The 20,920-nt window shown below is 43.3% G+C and carries 18 protein-coding genes, 1 tRNA gene and 1 pseudogene; 11 read left to right on the top strand and 9 right to left on the bottom strand.

Translation table 11 applies throughout. The annotated features are described in order from the left end of the window. Window positions 1-216: 216 nt before the first annotated feature. On the bottom strand, window positions 217-1,752 hold the full coding sequence (locus tag QI63_RS05485) for a DUF5312 family protein (protein WP_044014567.1): 1,536 nt from the start codon (window positions 1,750-1,752) through the stop codon (window positions 217-219). A 180-nt stretch (window positions 1,753-1,932) separates the two neighbouring features. Between QI63_RS05485 and QI63_RS05480 the strand changes: the two genes are divergently transcribed. Further along, window positions 1,933-3,300: an ATP-dependent 6-phosphofructokinase gene (locus tag QI63_RS05480; protein ID WP_044014565.1), complete on the top strand. Its 1,368-nt coding sequence runs from the start codon at window positions 1,933-1,935 to the stop codon at window positions 3,298-3,300. 63 nt (window positions 3,301-3,363) lie between these two features. On the opposite strand, the gene QI63_RS05475 is transcribed toward QI63_RS05480, so the two are convergent. The 3 genes from QI63_RS05475 to QI63_RS05465 form a co-directional block, all read right to left on the bottom strand. Next, window positions 3,364-4,869 (bottom strand): IMP dehydrogenase, encoded by a 1,506-nt coding sequence (locus QI63_RS05475; protein ID WP_044014563.1) that lies wholly within the window; start codon window positions 4,867-4,869, stop codon window positions 3,364-3,366. Between the two features lie 313 nt (window positions 4,870-5,182). Then, window positions 5,183-5,740 (bottom strand): STAS domain-containing protein, encoded by a 558-nt coding sequence (locus QI63_RS05470; protein WP_044014561.1) that lies wholly within the window; start codon window positions 5,738-5,740, stop codon window positions 5,183-5,185. Between the two features lie 79 nt (window positions 5,741-5,819). Continuing rightward, window positions 5,820-6,536: an SDR family NAD(P)-dependent oxidoreductase gene (locus QI63_RS05465; protein ID WP_044014559.1), complete on the bottom strand. Its 717-nt coding sequence runs from the start codon at window positions 6,534-6,536 to the stop codon at window positions 5,820-5,822. Window positions 6,537-6,642: 106 nt separating this feature from the next. On the opposite strand from QI63_RS05465, the gene QI63_RS05460 reads away from it, so the two are divergent. After that, window positions 6,643-7,413 (top strand): RNA methyltransferase, encoded by a 771-nt coding sequence (locus QI63_RS05460; RefSeq protein WP_052185491.1) that lies wholly within the window; start codon window positions 6,643-6,645, stop codon window positions 7,411-7,413. On the opposite strand, the gene QI63_RS05455 is transcribed toward QI63_RS05460, so the two are convergent. Beyond that, a complete protein-coding gene (locus QI63_RS05455; protein WP_235619799.1) occupies window positions 7,370-8,509 on the bottom strand; it encodes a sigma 54-interacting transcriptional regulator in 1,140 nt (379 codons plus the stop codon). The genes QI63_RS05460 and QI63_RS05455 overlap by 44 nt on opposite strands. Window positions 8,510-8,525: 16 nt before the next feature. After that, window positions 8,526-8,614 (bottom strand) — tRNA-Sec (locus QI63_RS12920). A gap of 281 nt (window positions 8,615-8,895) precedes the next feature. On the opposite strand from QI63_RS12920, the gene QI63_RS05450 reads away from it, so the two are divergent. The 3 genes from QI63_RS05450 to QI63_RS05440 all read left to right on the top strand — a co-directional run bounded on the left by QI63_RS05450 (window position 8,896) and on the right by QI63_RS05440 (window position 10,452). Next, window positions 8,896-9,798 carry a Fic family protein gene (locus QI63_RS05450; RefSeq protein WP_200877771.1) on the top strand — a complete coding sequence of 301 codons (903 nt, stop codon included), beginning with the start codon at window positions 8,896-8,898 and terminating at the stop codon, window positions 9,796-9,798. Between the two features lie 61 nt (window positions 9,799-9,859). Beyond that, window positions 9,860-10,114 (top strand): type II toxin-antitoxin system HicA family toxin, encoded by a 255-nt coding sequence (locus tag QI63_RS05445; RefSeq protein ID WP_081984409.1) that lies wholly within the window; start codon window positions 9,860-9,862, stop codon window positions 10,112-10,114. Beyond that, window positions 10,111-10,452, top strand: a complete 342-nt coding sequence (locus QI63_RS05440; RefSeq protein ID WP_044014553.1) for a type II toxin-antitoxin system HicB family antitoxin — start codon at window positions 10,111-10,113, stop codon at window positions 10,450-10,452. Before QI63_RS05445 ends, QI63_RS05440 begins: the two co-directional genes overlap by 4 nt. Window positions 10,453-10,475: 23 nt before the next feature. Here QI63_RS05440 and QI63_RS05435 read toward each other — a convergent pair whose 3' ends face one another. Both QI63_RS05435 and pepF read right to left on the bottom strand, forming a co-directional pair. Beyond that, window positions 10,476-11,372, bottom strand: coding sequence for a M28 family peptidase (locus tag QI63_RS05435; protein WP_052185490.1), 897 nt, complete (start codon window positions 11,370-11,372; stop codon window positions 10,476-10,478). Between the two features lie 18 nt (window positions 11,373-11,390). Then, window positions 11,391-13,223 (bottom strand): oligoendopeptidase F, encoded by a 1,833-nt coding sequence (pepF, locus tag QI63_RS05430; RefSeq protein ID WP_044014551.1) that lies wholly within the window; start codon window positions 13,221-13,223, stop codon window positions 11,391-11,393. Between the two features lie 23 nt (window positions 13,224-13,246). Between pepF and QI63_RS05425 the strand changes: the two genes are divergently transcribed. Next, window positions 13,247-15,502 carry an MFS transporter gene (locus tag QI63_RS05425; RefSeq protein ID WP_044017096.1) on the top strand — a complete coding sequence of 752 codons (2,256 nt, stop codon included), beginning with the start codon at window positions 13,247-13,249 and terminating at the stop codon, window positions 15,500-15,502. A gap of 71 nt (window positions 15,503-15,573) precedes the next feature. Here QI63_RS05425 and QI63_RS05420 read toward each other — a convergent pair whose 3' ends face one another. Further along, window positions 15,574-16,248, bottom strand: coding sequence for a B3/B4 domain-containing protein (locus tag QI63_RS05420; RefSeq protein WP_044014549.1), 675 nt, complete (start codon window positions 16,246-16,248; stop codon window positions 15,574-15,576). A 155-nt stretch (window positions 16,249-16,403) separates the two neighbouring features. Here QI63_RS05420 and QI63_RS05415 point away from each other — a divergent pair, with 155 nt between their 5' ends. The 5 genes and pseudogenes from QI63_RS05415 to QI63_RS13410 all read left to right on the top strand — a co-directional run bounded on the left by QI63_RS05415 (window position 16,404) and on the right by QI63_RS13410 (window position 20,911). Beyond that, entirely contained in the window at window positions 16,404-18,005 is a 1,602-nt protein-coding gene (locus QI63_RS05415) for a hypothetical protein (RefSeq protein ID WP_044014547.1), read from the top strand. A 65-nt stretch (window positions 18,006-18,070) separates the two neighbouring features. After that, window positions 18,071-18,460, top strand: a complete 390-nt coding sequence (locus tag QI63_RS05410; RefSeq protein ID WP_044014545.1) for a hypothetical protein — start codon at window positions 18,071-18,073, stop codon at window positions 18,458-18,460. Between the two features lie 103 nt (window positions 18,461-18,563). Beyond that, window positions 18,564-19,453 (top strand): annotated as a pseudogene (locus QI63_RS13500) (DUF2156 domain-containing protein). Window positions 19,454-19,457: 4 nt separating this feature from the next. Then, complete coding sequence (locus QI63_RS05400) at window positions 19,458-20,777, top strand: pyridoxal-phosphate dependent enzyme (protein ID WP_044014543.1); 1,320 nt, start codon at window positions 19,458-19,460, stop codon at window positions 20,775-20,777. Beyond that, the gene (locus tag QI63_RS13410) at window positions 20,777-20,911 is read left to right on the top strand and encodes a hypothetical protein (RefSeq protein ID WP_016522790.1); all 135 of its coding nucleotides are present in this window, start codon (window positions 20,777-20,779) and stop codon (window positions 20,909-20,911) included. The genes QI63_RS05400 and QI63_RS13410 overlap by 1 nt, the downstream gene beginning before the upstream one ends. The last annotated feature ends 9 nt before the right edge of the window (window positions 20,912-20,920 follow it).

The raw sequence follows: 20,920 nt of genomic DNA, 5'->3' as shown, positions 1-20,920 counted from the left end.
TTACTATATTTGAAACATTTAACGGTTTATGTCAATATGCCGTTTTTATGAGATACGCGTAAATATACTTGATTTCCTTTATCTTCCGACACACGATGTTTACCGCAAGCGAAACTCAAACACGGATGTTCAAATTTTATACAGTAATGACTTGGTTTTAAACTCGCATCTAAATCTAAGGGAACAATCCAAAAAACTGAACTTTTTAGCGATGCCCTATTCTTCTTTCTTTAAAACGACCTGTTCAAGCATGATAAAATTATAAATTTTTGTATAGACAGCAGTCATCCATTCCCGTATTGGCTTATCGGAATGCTGTTCGATTTCCTTCCAGTTTTGCAATAAATCTCGATGGGGTTTATCATAGTCGGCAATACAATTCTTTACAGCATTTCCAAGCGTCATAATATTTTTAATAGCAACTTTAAGCAATTTAAGAGCGGCTTCATTAACGGTATCCAAGTGTTTTTGCACTTGACGGCCGGCTTCTTTTTCCCGCTCCATTCGCGACAACAGCGTACGGAATTTAACCCCCATTTCGGAAACTTCCGAAAGCTTTTCGTCAAACTCTAAAAGTTTGGTCGAAATATGCATCAAATTATGATAGCTCTCGGAATATTCGGCAGAGAGAACCTGCTGTGTCCATTGACCTCGTACTAAAATTAAATCGGAAAGAGCCCTGACATCACTTTTAAAGTACTCGACTAAAAATGATTTAAGGTAGTTCATTGCATCAGCATAGATATAACCTGCAAGTCCCCGTTTTTCAAATGCGGCATTGGAACGCGGATTATAGTTTTTAGTACCTGAAGGAATGACATTCCCGAATACACGCTGTACCAACACCGCTACTTGAGAATTCTTTTGCTCGGCAACAATATCTTTTAATGTATTATCAATAGACCGCTCTATTTGTTTAAGATAGTCATCGGTAACCTTCTCCGTGAAAGGACTATTTTCCACCGTGTAGGTTGGATTTTTTGTAATATGCTGAACAATTTTTTCCAGAATATGAGAACGGCGCACATCATTTAAAAGACCGAGAGACTTTTTCCACTGCGGAGCATTAACCGGCTGTACATTCTTGTATGCAGTAATAATTGCAAAAAGCTTCTCCCAATTTGCATCAAGAGAAAGCCCATTGAGTACAACGATAAAATCGTTTAATTCATCTTTAAGGTATTCACCGTTCACATGCGAAAAACTCGGCGTATAAGAAAATTTATCTTCCGGTAAAGCGGGATCGAATTTCTTTAAAAAGAAATAATAATCAAACAGCACAAAGTGGATAAATTCGTTGAGCTGCCGGTACTGCGTATCAATCTCATCGATTTTCTTACCGTCAAATTCACGCATAAAAGCATCAAATTCTTTCTGTACCTGAAGATTCAGCTCTTTGGGATTGGTTGTTTTGGCACGCTCTTTAATCGCTTCGGGTGTAAACCTCTCACGCATTTGATGTTGCTGTTTTGATAAATTTTGTTCTACGGTGATAGACTTGAGAACCTTTGATGAGGCAGCACTTGCAAGGAGAGCCCGCGCAGGTCCGACGATCTTGTACAGTTCAAAAAAGAACCGTGCCATCTGCTGCTGAAGCTCTTCAGAAGAAGGTTTATACCACTTTCCGAATTTATTTTTTGAAATTTCTTTTGCCAACGCTTTTAAATGCCGTTTCTTTATCGCCTCTGCATCAGCCCGCGGAAAAAAAAGCTGTACTATGCGTGTAAGGAAAGATTCTTTTTTCTGTGCCATAGATACCCTTATAATGAAGAAAATTGGGAAATCTGTCAATCAAAAAAAGCTTTTTCTCCCTTTCATGCCCTGCAAATTTATGATACTGTAATGAAGGTTATCATCGATAATCGCAGAAAGATAAAAACTGCAACGCCTTTGATTTGGAGTTTGATACTTTCGCTATAACGGAGGTTCATTATGCGCCGTGATGAAGAATTTGATTTTACCATTGAGACACTCGGCCCCTGTAAAATACCGTCTCCCATTCACCTTTCAAACGTAGTCGGAGACCGTATCGCTAATTATGTTACGAATGAAGATTTTATCCGCTTTCGACTGGAATCCAAAGTCGGCGAGCAGTATGGCCCCTTTAAACGTGAACAACTGATCGAAAAAGCAGGCCCGCGAGAAAAAATATTTTTTAATCCGAGCCATGTCCATGCAGGTATTATTACCTGCGGAGGACTGTGTCCGGGACTTAATGACGTTATTCGTTCGGTAGTACGCTGTCTATGGGGCCGGTATGGCGTTAAACGGATTAGCGGTATCCGTTTCGGCTTCAAGGGGCTTTTACCGGATTATCATTTTGATGTTATGCCCCTAAACCCGACGGTTGTCGATGCATGCCATAAAACGGGAGGAACCATTCTCGGCACTTCACGAGGCGGCGGTACCCGCGTAGTCGAAATCGTAGACGGAATCGAACGCCTCAATTTAAACATCCTTTTTGTCATCGGAGGGGATGGAACACAAAAAGGCGCATTGGAAATTGCAAAAGAGATCGAACGGCGAGACCTTTGTATCTCCGTTGTCGGCATTCCGAAAACCGTTGATAACGATTTGTCGTTTATCCAAAAATCTTTCGGCTTTGACACGGCTGTTGTAAAAGCTTCGGAGGCAGTGGCCGCCGCTCGCATGGAAGCACAGTCCCAGATTAACGGCATCGGATTAGTCAAGCTGATGGGACGGGAATCGGGCTTTATTGCCACGCATACCGCTATCGCAAGTCATGAAGTTGACTTTGTACTCATCCCCGAAATTCCTTTCGATATGCAAGGCGAAAACGGCTTTTTAAAGCATTTGGAAGACCGTTTGGAACAAAGCCATTATACGGTTATTGTTGTTGCGGAAGGAGCAGGGCAAGACTTAATGCAGAGCAAAAATGAAACCGACGATTCGGGGAATAAGCGCCTTTCAGATATCGGCGTGTTCTTAAAAGAACAAATCGACGCTTACTTTAAGGCAAAATCCATCCATATCAATTTAAAGTATATTGATCCCAGCTACCAAATACGTTCGGCGCCGGCTGCACCGGTTGACTCTATTTACTGCGAACGGCTCGGAAACAATGCAGTTCATGCCGCTATGGCAGGTAAGACAAAACTGATTGTGGGGTTGATGTATAACAAATTTGTTCACTTGCCGATAAATGTCGTTGTTCGTTCGCGCAACTATGTTGAACCGGACGGCTCGCTCTGGCGCGATGCCCTGGATGCAACCGGACAGCCGACGTTAATGAAAAACAAAATTCACGAAGGCCGCCGCGAAACTCCAGCCGCTCATTAGATTGCCTGAACAACCAAACATGAAAACATATTGCCGCCTTCTATAAAAAGGGCGGCAATTTTTTTAGCGTATCGAGGAGCGCACGTCCTTCAGCATAACATCGTGAGAGCCGCCTTCTACTATGCTGGAAGGCGACACCAGTGTTATTTTTGCATTCTTTTGCAGCTCCGGAATGGTTAAAACACCGCAATTACACATCGTAGAACGTACTTTATAGAGCGTTGTTTTAACACCGTCATGCAAAGAACCGGCATAGGGTACATAAGAATCGACGCCCTCTTCAAATGCAAGCTTACTGTCTCCGCCGGAATCATAACGCTGCCAGTTCCGCGCCCGTGACGAGCCTTCGCCCCAATATTCTTTCATATAACTGCCGTTTACCAGTATTTTGTTTGTCGGGCTTTCATCAAAGCGGGCAAAGTAACGTCCCAGCATACAGAAGTCGCTACCCATCGCAAGCGCCATCGTGATATGATGATCATATACAATACCGCCGTCAGAACAGATGGGAATATAAACTCCCGTTTTCTTAAAATAGTCATCACGCGCTTTGGCAACCTCAATAAGTGCTGTTGCCTGTCCACGCCCTATTCCCTTCGTTTCGCGGGTAATACAGATCGAACCGCCGCCGATACCGACCTTGATAAAATCGGCACCAGCCTCTGCCAAAAAGACAAAACCGTCTTCGTCAACGACATTGCCGGCTCCGATAGGAATCTTATTCCCATACTGCTTTTTTACAAACTTGATTGTCCGTTTTTGCCACTCCGAAAAGCCGTCGGAGGAGTCAATACATAAAACATCGGCACCGGCTGCTACCAGAGCAGGAACACGCTGCTCATAGTCGCGGGTATTAAGCCCGGCCCCTACTAAATAACGCTTTTTTTCGTCGAGCAGCTCATTCGGATGCTCTTTTTTACTTTCATAGTCTTTGCGGAATACAAAAGCCACAAGTTTTCCTTCGGAATCAAGTACGGGAAGGGAGTTGAGCTTATACTCCCAAATAATATCATTTGCTTCTTTTAAGGTAACACCTTCGCCGGCATAATGAATCTTTTCAATCGGCGTCATAAATTTTGCAACGGTTAAATCCCGTGCCATTCTGCTTGGACGATAATCACGACCGGTAATAACACCAAGTAATTTTCCATGTGCGGTACCGTCATCGGTTACGGCGACAGTCGTATGCCCTGTTTTTTCTTTTAAACGCAATACGTCTTCCAAAGTATTTTCAGGTTTTAAGTTTGAATCGCTTTCTACGAAGCCTGCTTTATAATCTTTAACGGCAGCAACCATTGCTGCCTGCTTTTCTATACTTTGCGAACAGAAAATAAAGGACAAACCGCCCTCTTTTGCAAGGGAAATAGCCATACCGTCATTAGAAACCGACTGCATAATTGCCGAAACTAACGGAATATTGAGCGTATACAACGGTTTTTCGCCGGTAGAAAAACGAGTAAGCGGCGTATGCAAATCAATATTTTGAGGGCTATGTTCAACGCCGGTATAACGCGGAATTAATAGATATTCATTAAAAGTATGCGATGGTTCTTCATAATAGTATGCCATAATTTCTCCTCACGGTTACATCATATTTTAGGAAGCTTTTTTTATCAAGTGTTAATTCAACACCGATTATTCACAACTTACTCACCGACATAACAGATTATCCACAAGTTATTAGCAATACGGTTCTATTGTTTTCTCTCTTTTTTAACCGATATAAACAGACTTCATTTTATATTAAAACAGCGTAAAACCTTTTTATATATAGCTTTAGAAAAGCAAAACGATATAGATGATATAGTAAAATGCAGAAAGTACAGATATACTGTTTACAAGATATCCACAACTTCCGCACAAGTAATACTGTTATCTAATATCAACCGAGCGAAACCTGCGCATTATTATCAACCGCCAGAATGGTCTTACATTCGGAACAGCGGAAACGACCTGCACGAGGCGCTTTTAATTTTTTTGCACAGATAGGACACGAAAAGATTTTAGGGAAAAGAGTAACCTGAGAAGTAGTATTGGCCCCTTTATTTTTAAAGAATTCAATAGACGTTTCTAAGGAGTCATGGATAGTAAAGAAAGTAGCAAACCCGAGCAATTGGAACACTTCATATACTTTCGGCTGGAGGCTTAATAATACAATATCACCGCCTTTTCCTTTTACCGCCTTTAGGAAAGCAGTAAAAGAGCCGATTCCTGTAGAAGAAACATAATCCAAATGAGCACAGTTAAAAATAATCTGAATATACCCCGCATCAATAAGGGTTGTAACTCTTTTTTGAAAGAATGTTGAATTATATGTATCGACATATCCCGACAGAATAATTACGATACATTTTTCAAGCCCTTCCACCTTTTGGAGTTGTATTTTAAGGCTTTTGTCTTTTTCGTTGTCGAAACTCTGAATTATTTCTGCATCATTCATATGACAATCCTTTATTCAGTCTATTATTTTATAAAATAAAAATTATACTTGTATTCATATCCCTATTCAAGAGGTTTATTTAAAACGATGACCATCCTTTATCAACCGGCATTACAACTCCATTATAGGCGCTATCTTTTAATAAAAAGAGCGCTGCATCCGTAATCGCAGACGGATCAACAAGCTTACCGTCGGGGTTTTTTTTCTCCCACATAGCCCGCGTCTCTTCCGACAATAAACCGCTATCGGTAAACCCCGGGCAAACGGCATTTGCCGTAATACCATATCGAGCATATTCCATGCTCACGGATTTTACAAGCGACATAATCCCCGTTTTTGCAGCTCCGTATACAGCATTTGTCCGAAAACCGCGTAAAACCTGCGTTTCCGTACCCCCGAATAACAAAATACGCCCCCATTTCCGCTCTTTCATACCGGTTAAAGCAGATGAAACCAATATTCCCGGCAATGTAAGGTTTGCGTATACGGTTGTGTTCCATTCCTGAACAGTCGTCATATCAAGCGGCTTTTGCAAAAACGGACCATAAACAACACACAGAATATCAGCAGCATTGGCATATTTACACAGTTCCTCCACATAGGAGTCATTTTGCAAATCACAGATAAAACAGGCTACATTTCCTTGGCAGCAAAGATTTGTAACACGTTTTGAATTCATCCGCCCCTGCACCACGACAGAAACAGACTCTTGTAAAAGCGATTGTACTAAGCAGTAACCAATTCCACTTGTTCCGCCAACGACCAATGCGCTTTTACCTTGCAGCACATTATCCATAGCGTATTCCTTATTATACGGTTTATGAGGCAGTTCTCACGCTTATGTCTTTTATTATACTCCGAAGCACTTGACATAGCAAGCGTTCTCTACACAAAATATTGCTATGGGTACTTCAACCTCTCAAGAACGGCTTCCGGTTGCGGTTATTCTCTGCCGCCCTGAAATAAGCCGTAACATCGGTGCTGTTTGCAGATCAATGGCCAACAATAATTGTTCCGATTTACGTATTATAGGTAACAAAAAAGATTATGACGAAGAAGAAATCCTCCGGTTAGCTATCCATGCCGGAGCAATATGGCAACAAGCACGTTTTTTTGAACCCTCGATCGACGGATTAAAAGCGTCGGTTGCCGATTGCTGTATCGTCGCCGGAACGACACGGCGTGTAGGAGAAAAACGCAAATCATGGGGAATGACTCCGGAGGATTTTGCTTCGTTTTCATTTAATACGGCAGAAGGACTTACCGGCATCGTATTCGGGAATGAGCGAACAGGACTCACCGATGAAGAATTAAATGTTTGTTCGACAGCGGTTAATATCCCGTCAGCGCCCGATTTTCCATCGCTTAACCTTTCGCATGCGGTACAAATTGTCTGTTATACCCTGTTCCGCGCCTATAGCCCACGAAAGTATGGATACGAACGTATCCCGTATACGAGGGTTACCTCGACATCGGAACATATCAACGATTGTTTATGTAAAATGGGACTTTTTAAACATGCAGGGAAAGAAGACAACATCCGATTTTTCCAAGAGATAATTGCAAGAGCGGGATTATCCGCCCGGGAAGCACGGTATTTGGAAGAGCTTTTTCAAAAGCTGTGCTATGTTAAATGTCGAAATGCTGCGGAAAAAGAACCGGAGAGGCCTTAGCTGCAAACACAGCCCGTTCCAGACAGTTAAACAATTCCCGGACATTCCCCGGCCAATTGTAGTTATAAAGCAGCCGCAGCGCATCCCCTGATAAATGCTTTCTCGATCGTTTTAAATAATTGTACGCCAGTACCCTAATATCCTCTTTATGCTGCCGCAGCGGAGGAATAACAAGATGCGATACATCAAGCCGGTAAAAAAGATCCAAACGGAAAAGACCTTGATCAACCATCTCTTCGAGATCACAATTTGTAGCACAAATCAATCTAAAATCGGAAGAATACTTTTGTGTTCCTCCCAGTTTATAATATTCGCGTGTTTCGATAACCCTTAAAAGCTTTGCCTGTAAATTCAATGTAAGATTCTCTATTTCATCAAAGAACAATGTTCCTTGATCTGCCTCCGAAAAAAGACCTTCTTTATCAATCGCTCCGGTATACGCTCCCTTACATGAGCCGAACAATAAACTTTCTGCAAGGTTTTCCGCAATGCAAGTAATATTAACCGGCACATATTTACCTGAACGGTTTTTAGAATACTGATGGATAAGCGAAGCTACGACTTCTTTACCGGAACCGCTTTCACCGTACAGAAGCACATGGGAATTTTTCTGAGCTGCCTGTAAAATAAAATTCCGTACCATTTGTATCTCGATACTCTGCCCCTGCAGCTTTGTATAAAGCGGAGCTGTCAACGGATCAATAGTATACGTATCCATTATCGGAACAATTTTTCCCTCAAGCATATTTTGAATAGTGCTGGATAATATACTGAACTCATACGGAATTGAAAAACAGCCCAATATCATATCCGTTGCAAAAACTGTTTTTTCGATAAAAGTACAATGCTGATGTGATAATAAAAAGATGGGCAAAATAGGATACTGAGCGTAAATTTCTGTAAGTACATTCGGAGGATATCCACCTCCTGCCTCAAAATCAAATAAAAGAAAATCGTAGGCTTTTTCTTCTAAACACGATAAAACAGCTCGATTATCGAATATGCAGTCTACAGCCCAAACTTTACGAGATTCATACGCGAGTTTTTCGGCATCTGTCGAAAATGCTGCAACAAACAAGACGGTCAACAAAGCCACACCTACAACAGAAAACCGGAAGAGGCAGGAATCGAACCTGCCGTTGCGGATTATGCAACCAACGGTTTTGAAGACCGCGAAGACCACCAGATCCCATCAGCTTCCATTGATAAGAGTGAGTAATCAAAAACCTCTAAAAAACTGAGATTTTTAGAGGTTTTCTCATTATAATTTAGTATAAAATGAATTTTTTTTTAAGCAAGCCTACCGCTTCACTTATTTGATCTCTAGTATTCCATCTTAAACATGACAAATAGTTCACGCCCCGCAAAGGGATATTAGAAGAGCCGCATGAATAAACTTGACTGATTAACGGCAAAATATAATTAAATCAAACCCCATAAATCCGCTTTATATATTGCCGATACTATGTTAAAATAGTACCAATGAGCAAGATAACATACCTATCTGTTAAAGAAACTGCAAAACGCTGGCACATGAGTGAACGGAGTGTAAGAAATTACTGTTTGCAGGGTAGAATTGTGGGGGCGCTTTTCGAAGGAAAAACATGGAATATCCCTTCTAATGCAGAAAAGCCTCATCGGAAAATTCGCCATACTGCAAAACAGGATACGCTCTTATCATTCCTTAAACGTGAAAAAGAAACCGGATTGAAAGGCGGAATTTATCACAAAATTCAGATTGACCTTACGTATAATTCAAATCACATCGAAGGTTCAAAACTGACACACGATCAAACTCGCTTCATTTTTGAAACAAAAACCCTTGGCGTTACCAATAAAGTCGTGAAAGTTGATGATATTATTGAAACGGTAAATCATTTCCATTGTATTGATGTAATCATAGAAGGTGCGCATACGAAACTTTCGGAAAGTTCCATAAAACAGCTTCATTATATCCTAAAATCCGGAACAACCGACGGTCAAAAACCATGGTTTAAAGTTGGGGACTACAAAATGCTGAAAAATGAAGTGGGCGGAGAGGCAACGACAAAACCTGCGGATGTTGCAGCAGAGATGAAATCATTATTAATGGAATACAATGCAAAATCGGAAATCACTCTTGATGATATATTGGATTTTCATGTCCGATTTGAAGCGATTCATCCGTTCCAAGGTGGTAATGGCCGTATCGGAAGATTGATACTGTTCAAGGAATGTCTTAAACATACCATTGTTCCTTTTATCATCACTGAAGAACTAAAGCTTTACTACTACAGAGGAATTAAAAATTGGAAAAATGAACGCGGGTTTTTAAGAGATACGTGTCTTACCGCACAGGATGTAATGAAGCAATGGTTGGATTATTTCGGTATTGTGTATAGCTAGACACCCTTTTTGATGCAGCATTTTGCTTGCTTATAGTACTATTGTATAGTATCATATCAATATGAACTCAAAACAAAAGAAAGTTTATGAGGCTATTTTTAAAAATCCTGTGCAATCAGATATTGAGTGGCAGGAAATAGAAAATCTTTTACATTCGCTGGGAGCAAAAATATCCGAAGGGAATGGTTCGAGGATCCGTATTGAATTGAAAGGGGAACGTGCCGTTTTTCATAGGCCGCATCCTGAAAAAGTTACCGATAAAGGTGCAATAAAACCTATGAGAAAATTTTTGGAAAATGCGGGGATAAAAATATGATGAACTATAAAGGATTTATTGGTGTCGTTGAATATGATGAAAATGCTCGTATATTTTCCGGGGAAGTTATAAATACTCGTACTGTAATCACATTTCAAGGAACAACAGTAGATGAGATTGAACAGGAATTTCATGCATCTGTTGATGATTATCTTGAATGGTGTAAGGAAGACGGCGTTGAACCTGAAAAACCTTATTCCGGAAAATTTAATGTTCGTATTTCGCCATTATTTCATAGTCAGGTTGCAATTGCAGCAAAGAAAATGGATATGTCATTGAATAGTTTTGTAGAAAAGTCATTAAAAGATGAAATTTCTACAATGCGATTAACTTATTAGAAATAAAACCTAATACTCGCTTTTTATCCAGCCGCTTCTTTCACCCCCGCCAGATACCGGAGCATTTTATCTACTAGGATAAAGGCTTGCGGCGTCAGTGTTTCGAGCCTGTCCTGCGGCGTGTGCATCCGCTGCCATGTCTGCGGAATGACGGCGGCAAGCGGCGAATCAGGCGGAACATGTGCATTGGTGATAATGCACCGTTGGAGCGCTTCGGAGCGAGGCATATACCGCATCAGCAGCTCCGCTTCCGCCCTCGGCAATACGGTGATAACCTGTGCGATTAATCCGGCGGAAATAAGCCCCGCGTTGTCGCTATAGGCAGTCGGAAGCGAAAACCAGCGCCCTCTGCACGCGGCGTCGGCATAGATGCGGCAGCGCCGATGCAAAGCAGAAAGCGCCGCCGTTTTCCGTGTATCCCTGCCGTATATCCCCGACTCGGAAAGGATAAGCGTATCCCCACTGCCGCACATATCAAACACAAAGATGTCATCCTGCTGCATTGAAAGCGCACGCAGGCCTTGCCCCAAGCGGTACGCGCCTTGGTTCTTAATGCCATCCGCGCCCGCTTCTTCGCCGTCGGTAAAGATGATGCGGATGTTATGCGCATCCCGTTTATGCAGCAGCGTTTGGGCAAACAGCAGCAGCTGTATGCAGGCGGCGGAATTATCGTTTGCGCCCTGTGTACCGGCGGCGCGGTCATAGTGCGCTATCAGCGTTTTCATCTTAAAACGGGGATTGTACGCGGATTGCCGGTAGGTAATAACAATGTGTGTTTTATCTTGAAGGGTAACGGTACGGTAGGGAATTCCTTGCGCCGCCAACCGCTCCGTTATAAAGGCACGCCGGTCTGCCGCCGGTTCTAAAAAAGCGCTGAAAAAAGGCGAAGCGATAATCGCTTGAGCTTGTTCAAGAGTCACGGCGGCAGAGCAATCGGGTTATAGAGCGGCTAAGGCTTTTTCAAGCTCGCTTACCAAGTGCGCAAAGTGCTTACAGGCTGCTTCAACCGGTTCGGGAGAAGCCATATCGACGCCGGCAATCCGCAGCGACTCGATGGGATAGCGGGAACCGCCGGAGGTTAAAAACTTAAAGTAATCCTCCCGCTCTGTTTTTCCGCCCGAGCATACCCGTTCGGCAAGGGCAAGCGATGCGGAAATACCGGTTGCGTATTTATACACATAGAACGAATTGTAAAAATGCGGGATACGCAAGCCTTCAAGATCGCTGCATTCCTCAAAGTGCATCGCAGGGCCGAAGTAAGCGGTCAACAGTTTGCGGTACTCGCTGCGGAGATTCTCGATGGTAAGCGGCGTTCCCTCTTCAACAAGCTTATGCGTGATATGCTCGTATTCGGCAAACATTGTCTGGCGGTAAAGCGTCGCGAGGATATCGCTTACGCGAATACTCAGCAGGTATGCCCGCATTTTGGGATCGCTCGTGTTTTTCAGCATGGAGCGGAACAACAGTTCCTCGTTGAAGGTTGAGGCAACCTCTGCTTCAAAAATCGTATAGTTGTAGCTTAAAAACGGATTGTTCCGTACCGAATACCACGAGTGCATGGAATGCCCGCCTTCGTGTACAAGGGTGAATACATCCCGGATAACGTCTTCTTTATAGTTGACCATGATATAAGGATCACCTTCAAAGCCGCCCCACGAAAAAGCGCCCGAACGCTTGCCCTTATTTTCGTACCGGTCAACCCAGCCGCCGAGCAGCCCGTTCCGCAGCGTGGTAACATATTCATCGCCGAGCGGTTGTAACGCTTCGGTAATCATATCAACGGCTTCGTTATACGGAGTGTGCCGCCGCACTTCGCCCACCAACGGAACATACACATCGTAGTGACGCAGTTCATCAAGTTTGAGCGATTTTTGCATAAGCGCATAAAAATGATGCAGCGGCTCCAAGTTTTTCCGGATTGTGCTGATAAGGTTGTCGTATACTTCCGTCGGAACCTTATCGGGATAGAGTGCCTGTTCACGGGCGGAACCGTATCCGCGGATACGGGCAAGCGCGATATTTTGCTGTACCTGACCGGTGTATAAGGACGCTATCGTATTTTTGTACGTGTCGAATGTGCCGTAAAATTGCATATACGCTTGCTTACGGATATTCCGGTCGGGATTGATTAAGAACTGTGAATATGAAGATTGCGTAAGTTCTTTCGCTCCGTCGGAAGTTTCAATCGAACCGAAACGGAAGTCTACATTCGTAAGCGTCGAGAAGCTGCGGCGCTCGACATCCTGCGATTCGGCTAAAAGCGACAGAAGCTTTTCTTCTTTCTCGCTCAATGTATGAGCTTTTAGTCTGATCAGTTTTTCGATAAAGACTTTGTACGGAGCAAAAGCAGCTCCGGTCTTTCCGGCAGGGTCGATCCAGCCGCGGATAGTCTGTTCGGGAATATCCAGCAAGGCGGGGATAAACCAGCTTGTTTCGGAAGAAAGTTCCGTGTCCGCCATCATTGCGAGAGAAACCCGTTCGATGTTTTTAGGATCGCTTTCATCCACCGACTTCATCAAAAAGGCATAATGGCTTGTCTTTTCCGAAATACGGGACGCCGCTTCCACAGCCTGTAAACAGCCAAGTACCGTTTCGGCAGTCAGTGTATCAGGTGCGGCAAAGGCGGTTTTGTAGGTTAATACGCGGTCTTTTGCGGCAGCAATGTCTTTCAGTGAGGCATTCCAGTCCGCATCATTTGTAAAAAGTTTGCTTAAATCCCATTGATCGCTTTTTGCGACCTCCGAGCGGAGGGGTACCGTTGAGTTTTTCATACGTTCACTATACAATATGGCCGATGAATGAGCAACTGTCGGCCTATAAAATTAAACAAGGGCGGCGAATCTACGACATTTACAATATCTTCAATTCTTTTTCTTTTGCGCTTGTTACCGGCAATACGGTTACTCTTTATGCGCTCTTTTTAAAAGCCAACACAACGGTAGTCGGTTTACTGACTGCGTTTATGTATCTTTCGTTTTTTGCCATTCCGCTTGGTAAATTGATGGTGATGCGTTTCAGCATTATGCAGACATTCGGCAGTACATGGCTTTTGCGTACCGCCTCGCTGCTGCCGCTGCTTGCCATCCCGTTTCTTGTCTCTGCAGGACACGATCAGTATGCGCTCTATTGCCTATTGCTTGCGGTAGGGCTGTTCAATTTTTTCCGCGGCGTCGGGATGATTGCCAATAATCCCGTTATCAGAATCCTTGCGCCCGGGAAAGACCGCAGCTCGTATATCGTGCGTCTATCCTTAATCAACAATCTTGCAGCGTTACTCGCTACCGTTTTGCTCGCGTGGCTTTTACGGCGGGATCCTTCGGTACAAAGCTATAACCTTGCCAGCATGATCGGCATACTGCTCGGCTTTATCGCCTCTATCCTGCTGTTTAGAATACCGGAACCGGAGTCCGCAAAGCCGAACCGTCAAAAGCGGAAAGACAATACGACTCCGCGCCAAGGCTCTACTTTTTTGAGGCACATTCGTGATGCCTTTAAAGATGCAAACTTCAGACGGTTCGTGTTGGCGTTCTTTATTATCAGTCTCGGTATTGCGATGATCCGCCCGTTTATCATTGTGTATGCAAAAGAGGTTTACAGTAGACGAGACAGCGCTGCGACCATCTTATCCGTGTACTCACTTGTAGGTGCACTCAGCGTCGGGCTTTTAATGCATCTGATTATCGACCGCATCGGCGCTAAACCGATCTTTATCATTTTCAGTGCAATCAGCGCCCTTTCGTTGATACCGGCTTTCTTTGCGCCGGGACTTGCAAGCGCCGGAATAGTCAGTACCGTTTTCCTCATTTTATTTACAATGATCAGCAATGTCGGTTTTGTCGGGCAGGATAATTCGTCGCAAGCATATTTCTTCGCGATGGTACCGGAAGAGGCGCTGATGGATTTAAGTATGCTCTATTACTTTATCCTTGCGATTACCGGCGGCGCTGGTTCCATCCTCGGCGGAACGATACTCGACCTTTTGCGGGTGCAAGGTTTTTCCTACCTGCAATCGTATCAAATATTTTTCTTGATAGTTATCGCCATTATCGCAATCGGTATCGTATTTCAGCGCAAACTCTTGAACCTCGGCAGTTACCGCGTGTTTGAAACGCTTGCCGTGCTCTTTTCTCCCCGCGATATGAAGGCACTCAACCTTCTGCACAAATTAGACCGAAGCGAGACTATCGAAACCGAGGAGAAAATCCTCAACGAACTCGGCGAAATTGCTTCATCGGTATCCTGCGATCAGCTGCTGCACTACCTTGAATCTCCGCGGTTTACAATTCGGATGAACGCATTACGGGCGCTCTATTCGATGAATACCATCAATGCGAAGGTACGCGATGTAGTGTTGAAAGAGCTTGAACAGGGGGCGTTTACCACAGCGCCGCTCGCCGCGCGGATACTCGCCAAATTCAATGTGCAGCAGGCGGTTACCCCCTTACGGGCAGCGCTCGACAGCGACGACTACTATCTTGCCGGAGAAGCGATGGTCGCCCTTGCCCGGCTGAACGACAGCTACAGCCAGCCTAAAATCGGCACCATACTTTCCCAAGCGGAAAACCCCGCGCTGATACTGAAAGGAATACGTGCACTGGAGCTTTTTAATGCAGATAATTCTCCTATGTTTATTCTGGATATTCTCCGCAGGGACACCGTTCCGCCCTATATCGAAAACGAAGCGCTGCTTGCACTGGCATCGTTAATGGGTATCCAAAACGACTTTTATTATGTGTTTGAAAAATACCGGAACGAAAAACAATCGCCATCTATTCTTTTCATCGATATACTCGATGAAATCTTTGAAACGAAAAAAACGAGCGATCCCGTGCTGAAAAAGACCGTCATCGATTTTATTCAAGACTACCAATACGATGAAGCCTTTGTACACTGGCTCATCGGATTCGGTAAAAACAAATTGGGTATACGGTCGGCCTTGCTGGTTGCCGTCGCCCTTGATATCGGCTTAATTCATCGGGAAGCATTCCGCTTCTTTTTGTCGTTTTGGGCTATCTCCTTATTCAAAAAACCGGAACTTGCGGAGCGGTAGAACTCTCCTTCGATTTCTGAAATTCAGCTTAACCGTACAGGAAACAGAGAAACTCAATTTCTCATTATGAATTACCCCTCGATAACCTGTATCTCAAATTCCAACTGGGGCATACACTCCGCTAAATCGCTTTGAATCCGCTTGAGCGCGTCTACACGCATATCGGCGGACGTATTGGCATTTCCCTGAATGATAAAGATTGCATTTTTTGTCCCGTCATCAAATTTATAATGTTCCCCATCCCGGACATCCAGCCATGCCATAATACCTTTTGAATCGCGGTACACGTAATCGGTTTTAGCAACATGCTTTTCCGTGGATAGGATGGGAAGGAAAACGCCTTCTTCTTTATTGACGGTAAACTCTATCTGCCCGTCTACTTTAGCAAGGTCGTGTCCGCCTATTGCCAAAAGTGAACGTAACGACTCGACGTTGTAAATATCGATAACGCTATTAATATGCGGAATAGAACCGCGGTGCTGAATGTTTCGGATAAGAGCCGGAACGGTCGGCATATATTTCTTGATACTGCGCCCCACGCTTTGCAGCATATCAGTGTATCCCTGAATGACCGGATGATTGAATACTTCATCAACATCGCATTTCAATGCCCATTCTTCCATCTCTTTTTGCTTCTTTAAAAAGGCTTCTGATAAGGAAGCTTGTGGATCTACATTTTTTGCAATCCCAATCGCAATGCTTTTAATCCCAAGCGCGCCAATACTTTCGTCCATAATAAATTTCATAGCAGAGAACCTCCATACTATTTTACTCAGTATAAGTAATATTATACCATTGGCTTTAAAATTTTTAAAGAATCCGATATTGTTTTGTACATATTCTTTTACAGACTCTACATAATACTATATGATAAAGGGACAAACTTTTAGGGAGAATGACTATGACATTCAAAGAAAGAATGAGCGAAATTATGCAGAGTATACGGGCAGCAGCCGTAAGTTCTCCGTCCATATTCTTTTTTGTAGTAGCGGCAGGTATATCGCAGCTCTTTTATAAATATATTCCGAATGCGATACATTTGAATTTTCTATTTTCGTTTTCGGTCGTTTTACTCTGTAACGACAAGATAAAAGCGGCGGCAGTCCGCACTAAAGTGATAATCTTCTGTTGCCAAACAGCCGCACTTACTGCAATGTATCTTACCGGTCTTTTGACCCTCAATAAAAACATTGATTTGGTGTATCTATCGTTAATATACTTATATTGCATCTGCGCTTTTATCTTCTTTTTCCCTGCGGAAGACTTTCTGAAAGAATTTAAATTGCGGTTTATTCATGTTCTGGTTTCGCTGCTCTTTTTCGGCGCTGTATACTGCACACTGTTTGTCACCGTCTCTTTGATTAATGCCATTTTTTATCTTAATATTGTGTTTACCGAAAGTATCATCTTCCGCATTACCAACACGGCAGCAACCGTTACAGCTCTGACCGTGTTTGCCGTATACCACTCAAAACCGCTCGTACACTCAAAATTTTTTACCCTTATGTTTCAAAAGCTGCTGCCTATTTTACTGCTGCCGCTTGGTATCCTCGGCCTTGTGTACTTAGCAAAGTATGCACTACTCCCACGTTTAACTGAAGTAATGTATTTTCCGTTATATTATCTTGTGCTGGGCACTATTGTACTCTGTCTGTTGATGATTCAGCATTTTACAGACCGGCAAAATATTGTACGGCTTATGCTCGGCATCCTCGGTACCGCCTCGCTCCTGTTTATTGCCGCTTTGCTGCACGAACGAACAATCACTGCAAGGAGTTATAGAATCGGTTTTAGTGTGTCCGACAAACTACCGCTGCACGAAATAGCAATAAACGGCCTTTTGGCGCTTTACTTTTTTGCTGCGGTATTCAGCAGGAAAAACATAACTGCAAAGCTTCGTACCGTAACGGCAATTATCACAATCATTCTCTTTTTTCCGGTCATCGGATTCTATAATTATGCTTATTTTGAAAGGGAAAATATAACCAGACCTCGTAATGATTTGACAGAGTTTATACACGAAAGAAATCGGAATAGTGATAGCGCACCCCGTCCTGAATACTTGTATCGATACTATCCGTTAGAAAATCAGCCTCCTGAAAATATTGATCGAATTATCGAAACCACTGAATACGAAGCTGTTCTTGTGAAAGTTGATTTAGATTTAAATACAATACCAGCTTCCTCTATCCCCCGTGATACACGATGCCGGTATCGTTCATTTTTATTTTCAATGACACCGGACGGAAAATCGGTAAAAATAAGCGATGAAACAGATGGACAGATAGTAATGCTTGATTTTTATACACGGCTAAAAACCGAGAGCGCAGAATCCGAAAAGATATCAGACGAGACGCCTTTCTCAGATGAGATGCCTTTCATCTACGAAGATCAAAAGATGAAAATCATTATTCAATATGCTTCTTACTACGAAAATCGATCCGCGCGCGTTACCTTCGATGCTTATATCAAAAAGACACCGGTCAAGCTGTCGCTACATTAAAATGATAAGATTATTCTAAAGTACATAAAGAAAATGCCGATTATTGGAATAGTGGAGGGATCGGTATGGTATCGAATTATGTACCGTTGTCATCATTGTCTTATGCGGCAATGACGAACATTTCGGCCGGAGGGCGTGCATATCTTCCGGTCGATACCAAACAAGTTGTTTATTCTCATTTTCAATATGTTTCCGGGGTGCCGCGTACTAAGGATCAAAACGGCGTCAGCATCGGTAAGCTGAAGATTTTAAATACGCTTATCGATCAGCTGGTTAAAATGCGCGAAAACGAACGGGAAAACAAGCTATTAACAGCAAAACCTGATGAAAAAACGCTGGATGCAATGATTGAATACGTCAATACTAAAATTCATACGGAAATAACGCTTTCAAAAAGCATCGGGTATGCTTCTTCCTTGCCTGAATCGGCTTATCTATTGGATCTGACAGCCTAGATAGAGAGGCGTTTTTCATAAATATTTTTAAACGCCTCGTCCGCATATTTTATCTTTTCTAAAGAACTTGCGATTTTTTTGATAAAAGAGTAACATAGCGGCCATGGACGTCATTGCGCGGTATCCTGAATTTTCTCCGCTATCTCTTGAAGCTGTACAGGCCATTAAAGCCGATTTGCAGCAGCAGAAAGACGGTATGTCAGAGTTAACCTTCGGAAGTTTGTATTTTTTTAGAAATACGTATAAATATAAAATAAGCAGATTTAATGAGCGCACCTTGATCTTTTTAGGGGAAGAACAGAAAAAAGCGTTTTTCTTCATTATAGGAGACCCACTTCCGCTCGCAACACTTAAAGAACTGCAGAACGACTGTGCTTACTGGAAGTTGATCTCAGAATCATATTTAACCGATAATGCAGCTTTTTTCCAAAATTTTAAAGAACCGCCTACCGAAGATCGAGATAATTTCGATTACCTCTATACCCGTCTTTCATTAAGTACATTATCAGGAAAGCAATTACATAAAAAAAGAACCATGTAAACGGATTTTTGAGTAATTACCCTGATTTTACGTTAAAAAAGCTTGATACAGATACAAAAAAAGACGCATCTAAAATTTTAGACATCTGGGCAACAGAGCAAACCAATCTCCAAGAAACCGACTACGAAGCTGCGCAGCAGGCCTTGGCATTGCCGCAAATAGCAGATTTTCTCAGCCTTATCCTCTATGTACAGGGTGTGCCGGTCGCATGGTGTTTAGCCGAGTTAGCAGCACAGGGAGCTACCGCTGTTGTCCATTTTGAAAAAGCACGAACCGATTTTCGAGGCAGCTATCAATACATCAACTATGCCTTTGCACAATCACTTCCCGAACACGTCGTATACATCAACCGTGAGCAAGATTTGGGAGACGAAGGGCTGCGCCATGCAAAAATGAGCTACAAGCCGGAAGGTTTTGTTAAAAAATACCGACTTGATAAAGGAGCACTTTGAAACTATGAAGTTAGTCAGCACTCGAAACAGCACACATGCAGTTTCCTTTAAACATGCAATCTTTGATTGTATGCCTGCCGACGGCGGTTTATATGTTCCCTACTCCGAACACGATTTACGATCGTGGATATTGCACATGAATGAGCAGACAGCTTTTTCGACTATAGCAGGCTCACTAACCTCTGCTCTGCTCAAAGAAGAAATTAGTCCGGTTATCTCCGAACGTATCGCAGCAACCGCGTTTCAATCCTATAGCCCGCGGCTCCGCCAGCTTGATGACCGCCTCTTTTTGCTGGAACTGTTCCACGGTCCGACCGGCAATCATCGGGATTTCGGGTTTTTATGGCTTGCCTCTGCCTTGGAACATCTGTTGACAATAGATGAAAAAAATGCCATCGTCGTTGCCCCCAGTACCGGGGCGGGCGGCAGAAGTATGGCAACAGCATTTGGAAACAAAAAACATCTTAAATTGGTTATCTTATATCCGAAAGGCTACGCAAAGGGGCTAAAACCGGAGCATTTATTTCAGAACGGCGGCTCCGTATACCCTGTAGAGGTTGACGGAGATATTGCCGTAGTCGAAAACCTCATCAGATCGGTTTACCAAGAACAGCAGCTTGTAAAAGATTATAACTTGACGCTAGCAAATACCGTCAACATCGGGCGCATTCTACCGCAGGTGTTCTTTTATATGTTTGCCTTTACCCGTATAAAAACACGAACGGCAGGAGAAATATTCTATGCAGTTCCTTCCGGAAATTACGGCAATCTTGCGGCAGGCTTATACGCATGGAAGTTTCGTTTACCGGTAAACGGTTTTATTACGGATGCAACGGATGCACTGAACTGTGACGAAACCGGATACTGCCGCTGCATTAACTCTTCCGTTCCTCTTGCGGAACGCGGCCCTGCCGACCCTGCCGTTCCCTCCAGTATTGAACGGCTTGAACAAATTTTCACGCTCAGTCCTGCTATCATGAAATCGATTATTTTTCCTGCCAAGGTTTCGGATGCCGAAGCGGAAACGCTGATCAGCGATTCGTACCGGCATTACGGCATCATGTTCGATACGGCAACCGCCCATGCGTATGCCGCGGCGCAAACCCGAAACATCTTCCGGCGGCGTGGCGGGGAATCCCTCGTGTTGGTGTCGAAGGATCATCCCGCCTTTGAAAGCGAAATTCTTACCCGGATATGCGGCGAATCCCCGATAATACCCGAATATCTCCGGGATATTGATATGCCTCTTACGGATGTACCGCTCATTAACGGAACAAAAGAAGAGCTCATTAAAATTCTCAATAAAGTAAGTGAGGTACAATAATGCCATACAAATTAGACGGTGCAAAATTCCCTACATTGGAAGATTTAGTCGAAGCGCTCTATCCGCTCTATGCCGATAAAATGAGCGAAGAAGAATTCAAGAAATATGCGGAAGAACACGCGGAAAAAAGTTAACAGACGTCT

The organism is Treponema sp. OMZ 838 (genome assembly GCF_000775995.1).
GTDB lineage: Bacteria > Spirochaetota > Spirochaetia > Treponematales > Treponemataceae > Treponema.
Note: the sequence above shows the minus strand (reverse complement) of the source record. Positions and strands in the feature narration are given on the sequence as shown.

Bases quoted from the DNA above. Each gene is read 5' to 3' on its own strand.
- QI63_RS05440 (WP_044014553.1), top strand. From the start codon at position 10,111: ATGATGAACTATAAAGGATTTATTGGTGTCGTTGAATATGATGAAAAT.
- pepF (WP_044014551.1), bottom strand. From the start codon at position 13,223: ATGAAAAACTCAACGGTACCCCTCCGCTCGGAGGTCGCAAAAAGCGAT.
- QI63_RS05465 (WP_044014559.1), bottom strand. From the start codon at position 6,536: ATGGATAATGTGCTGCAAGGTAAAAGCGCATTGGTCGTTGGCGGAACA.
- QI63_RS05480 (WP_044014565.1), top strand. From the start codon at position 1,933: ATGCGCCGTGATGAAGAATTTGATTTTACCATTGAGACACTCGGCCCC.
- QI63_RS05475 (WP_044014563.1), bottom strand. From the start codon at position 4,869: ATGGCATACTATTATGAAGAACCATCGCATACTTTTAATGAATATCTA.
- QI63_RS05415 (WP_044014547.1), top strand. From the start codon at position 16,404: ATGACATTCAAAGAAAGAATGAGCGAAATTATGCAGAGTATACGGGCA.
- QI63_RS05425 (WP_044017096.1), top strand. From the start codon at position 13,247: ATGAATGAGCAACTGTCGGCCTATAAAATTAAACAAGGGCGGCGAATC.
- QI63_RS05420 (WP_044014549.1), bottom strand. From the start codon at position 16,248: ATGAAATTTATTATGGACGAAAGTATTGGCGCGCTTGGGATTAAAAGC.
- QI63_RS05400 (WP_044014543.1), top strand. From the start codon at position 19,458: ATGAAGTTAGTCAGCACTCGAAACAGCACACATGCAGTTTCCTTTAAA.
- QI63_RS05445 (WP_081984409.1), top strand. From the start codon at position 9,860: ATGAACTCAAAACAAAAGAAAGTTTATGAGGCTATTTTTAAAAATCCT.
- QI63_RS05485 (WP_044014567.1), bottom strand. From the start codon at position 1,752: ATGGCACAGAAAAAAGAATCTTTCCTTACACGCATAGTACAGCTTTTT.
- QI63_RS13410 (WP_016522790.1), top strand. From the start codon at position 20,777: ATGCCATACAAATTAGACGGTGCAAAATTCCCTACATTGGAAGATTTA.
- QI63_RS05460 (WP_052185491.1), top strand. From the start codon at position 6,643: ATGGGTACTTCAACCTCTCAAGAACGGCTTCCGGTTGCGGTTATTCTC.
- QI63_RS05470 (WP_044014561.1), bottom strand. From the start codon at position 5,740: ATGAATGATGCAGAAATAATTCAGAGTTTCGACAACGAAAAAGACAAA.
- QI63_RS05410 (WP_044014545.1), top strand. From the start codon at position 18,071: ATGGTATCGAATTATGTACCGTTGTCATCATTGTCTTATGCGGCAATG.
- QI63_RS05450 (WP_200877771.1), top strand. From the start codon at position 8,896: ATGAGCAAGATAACATACCTATCTGTTAAAGAAACTGCAAAACGCTGG.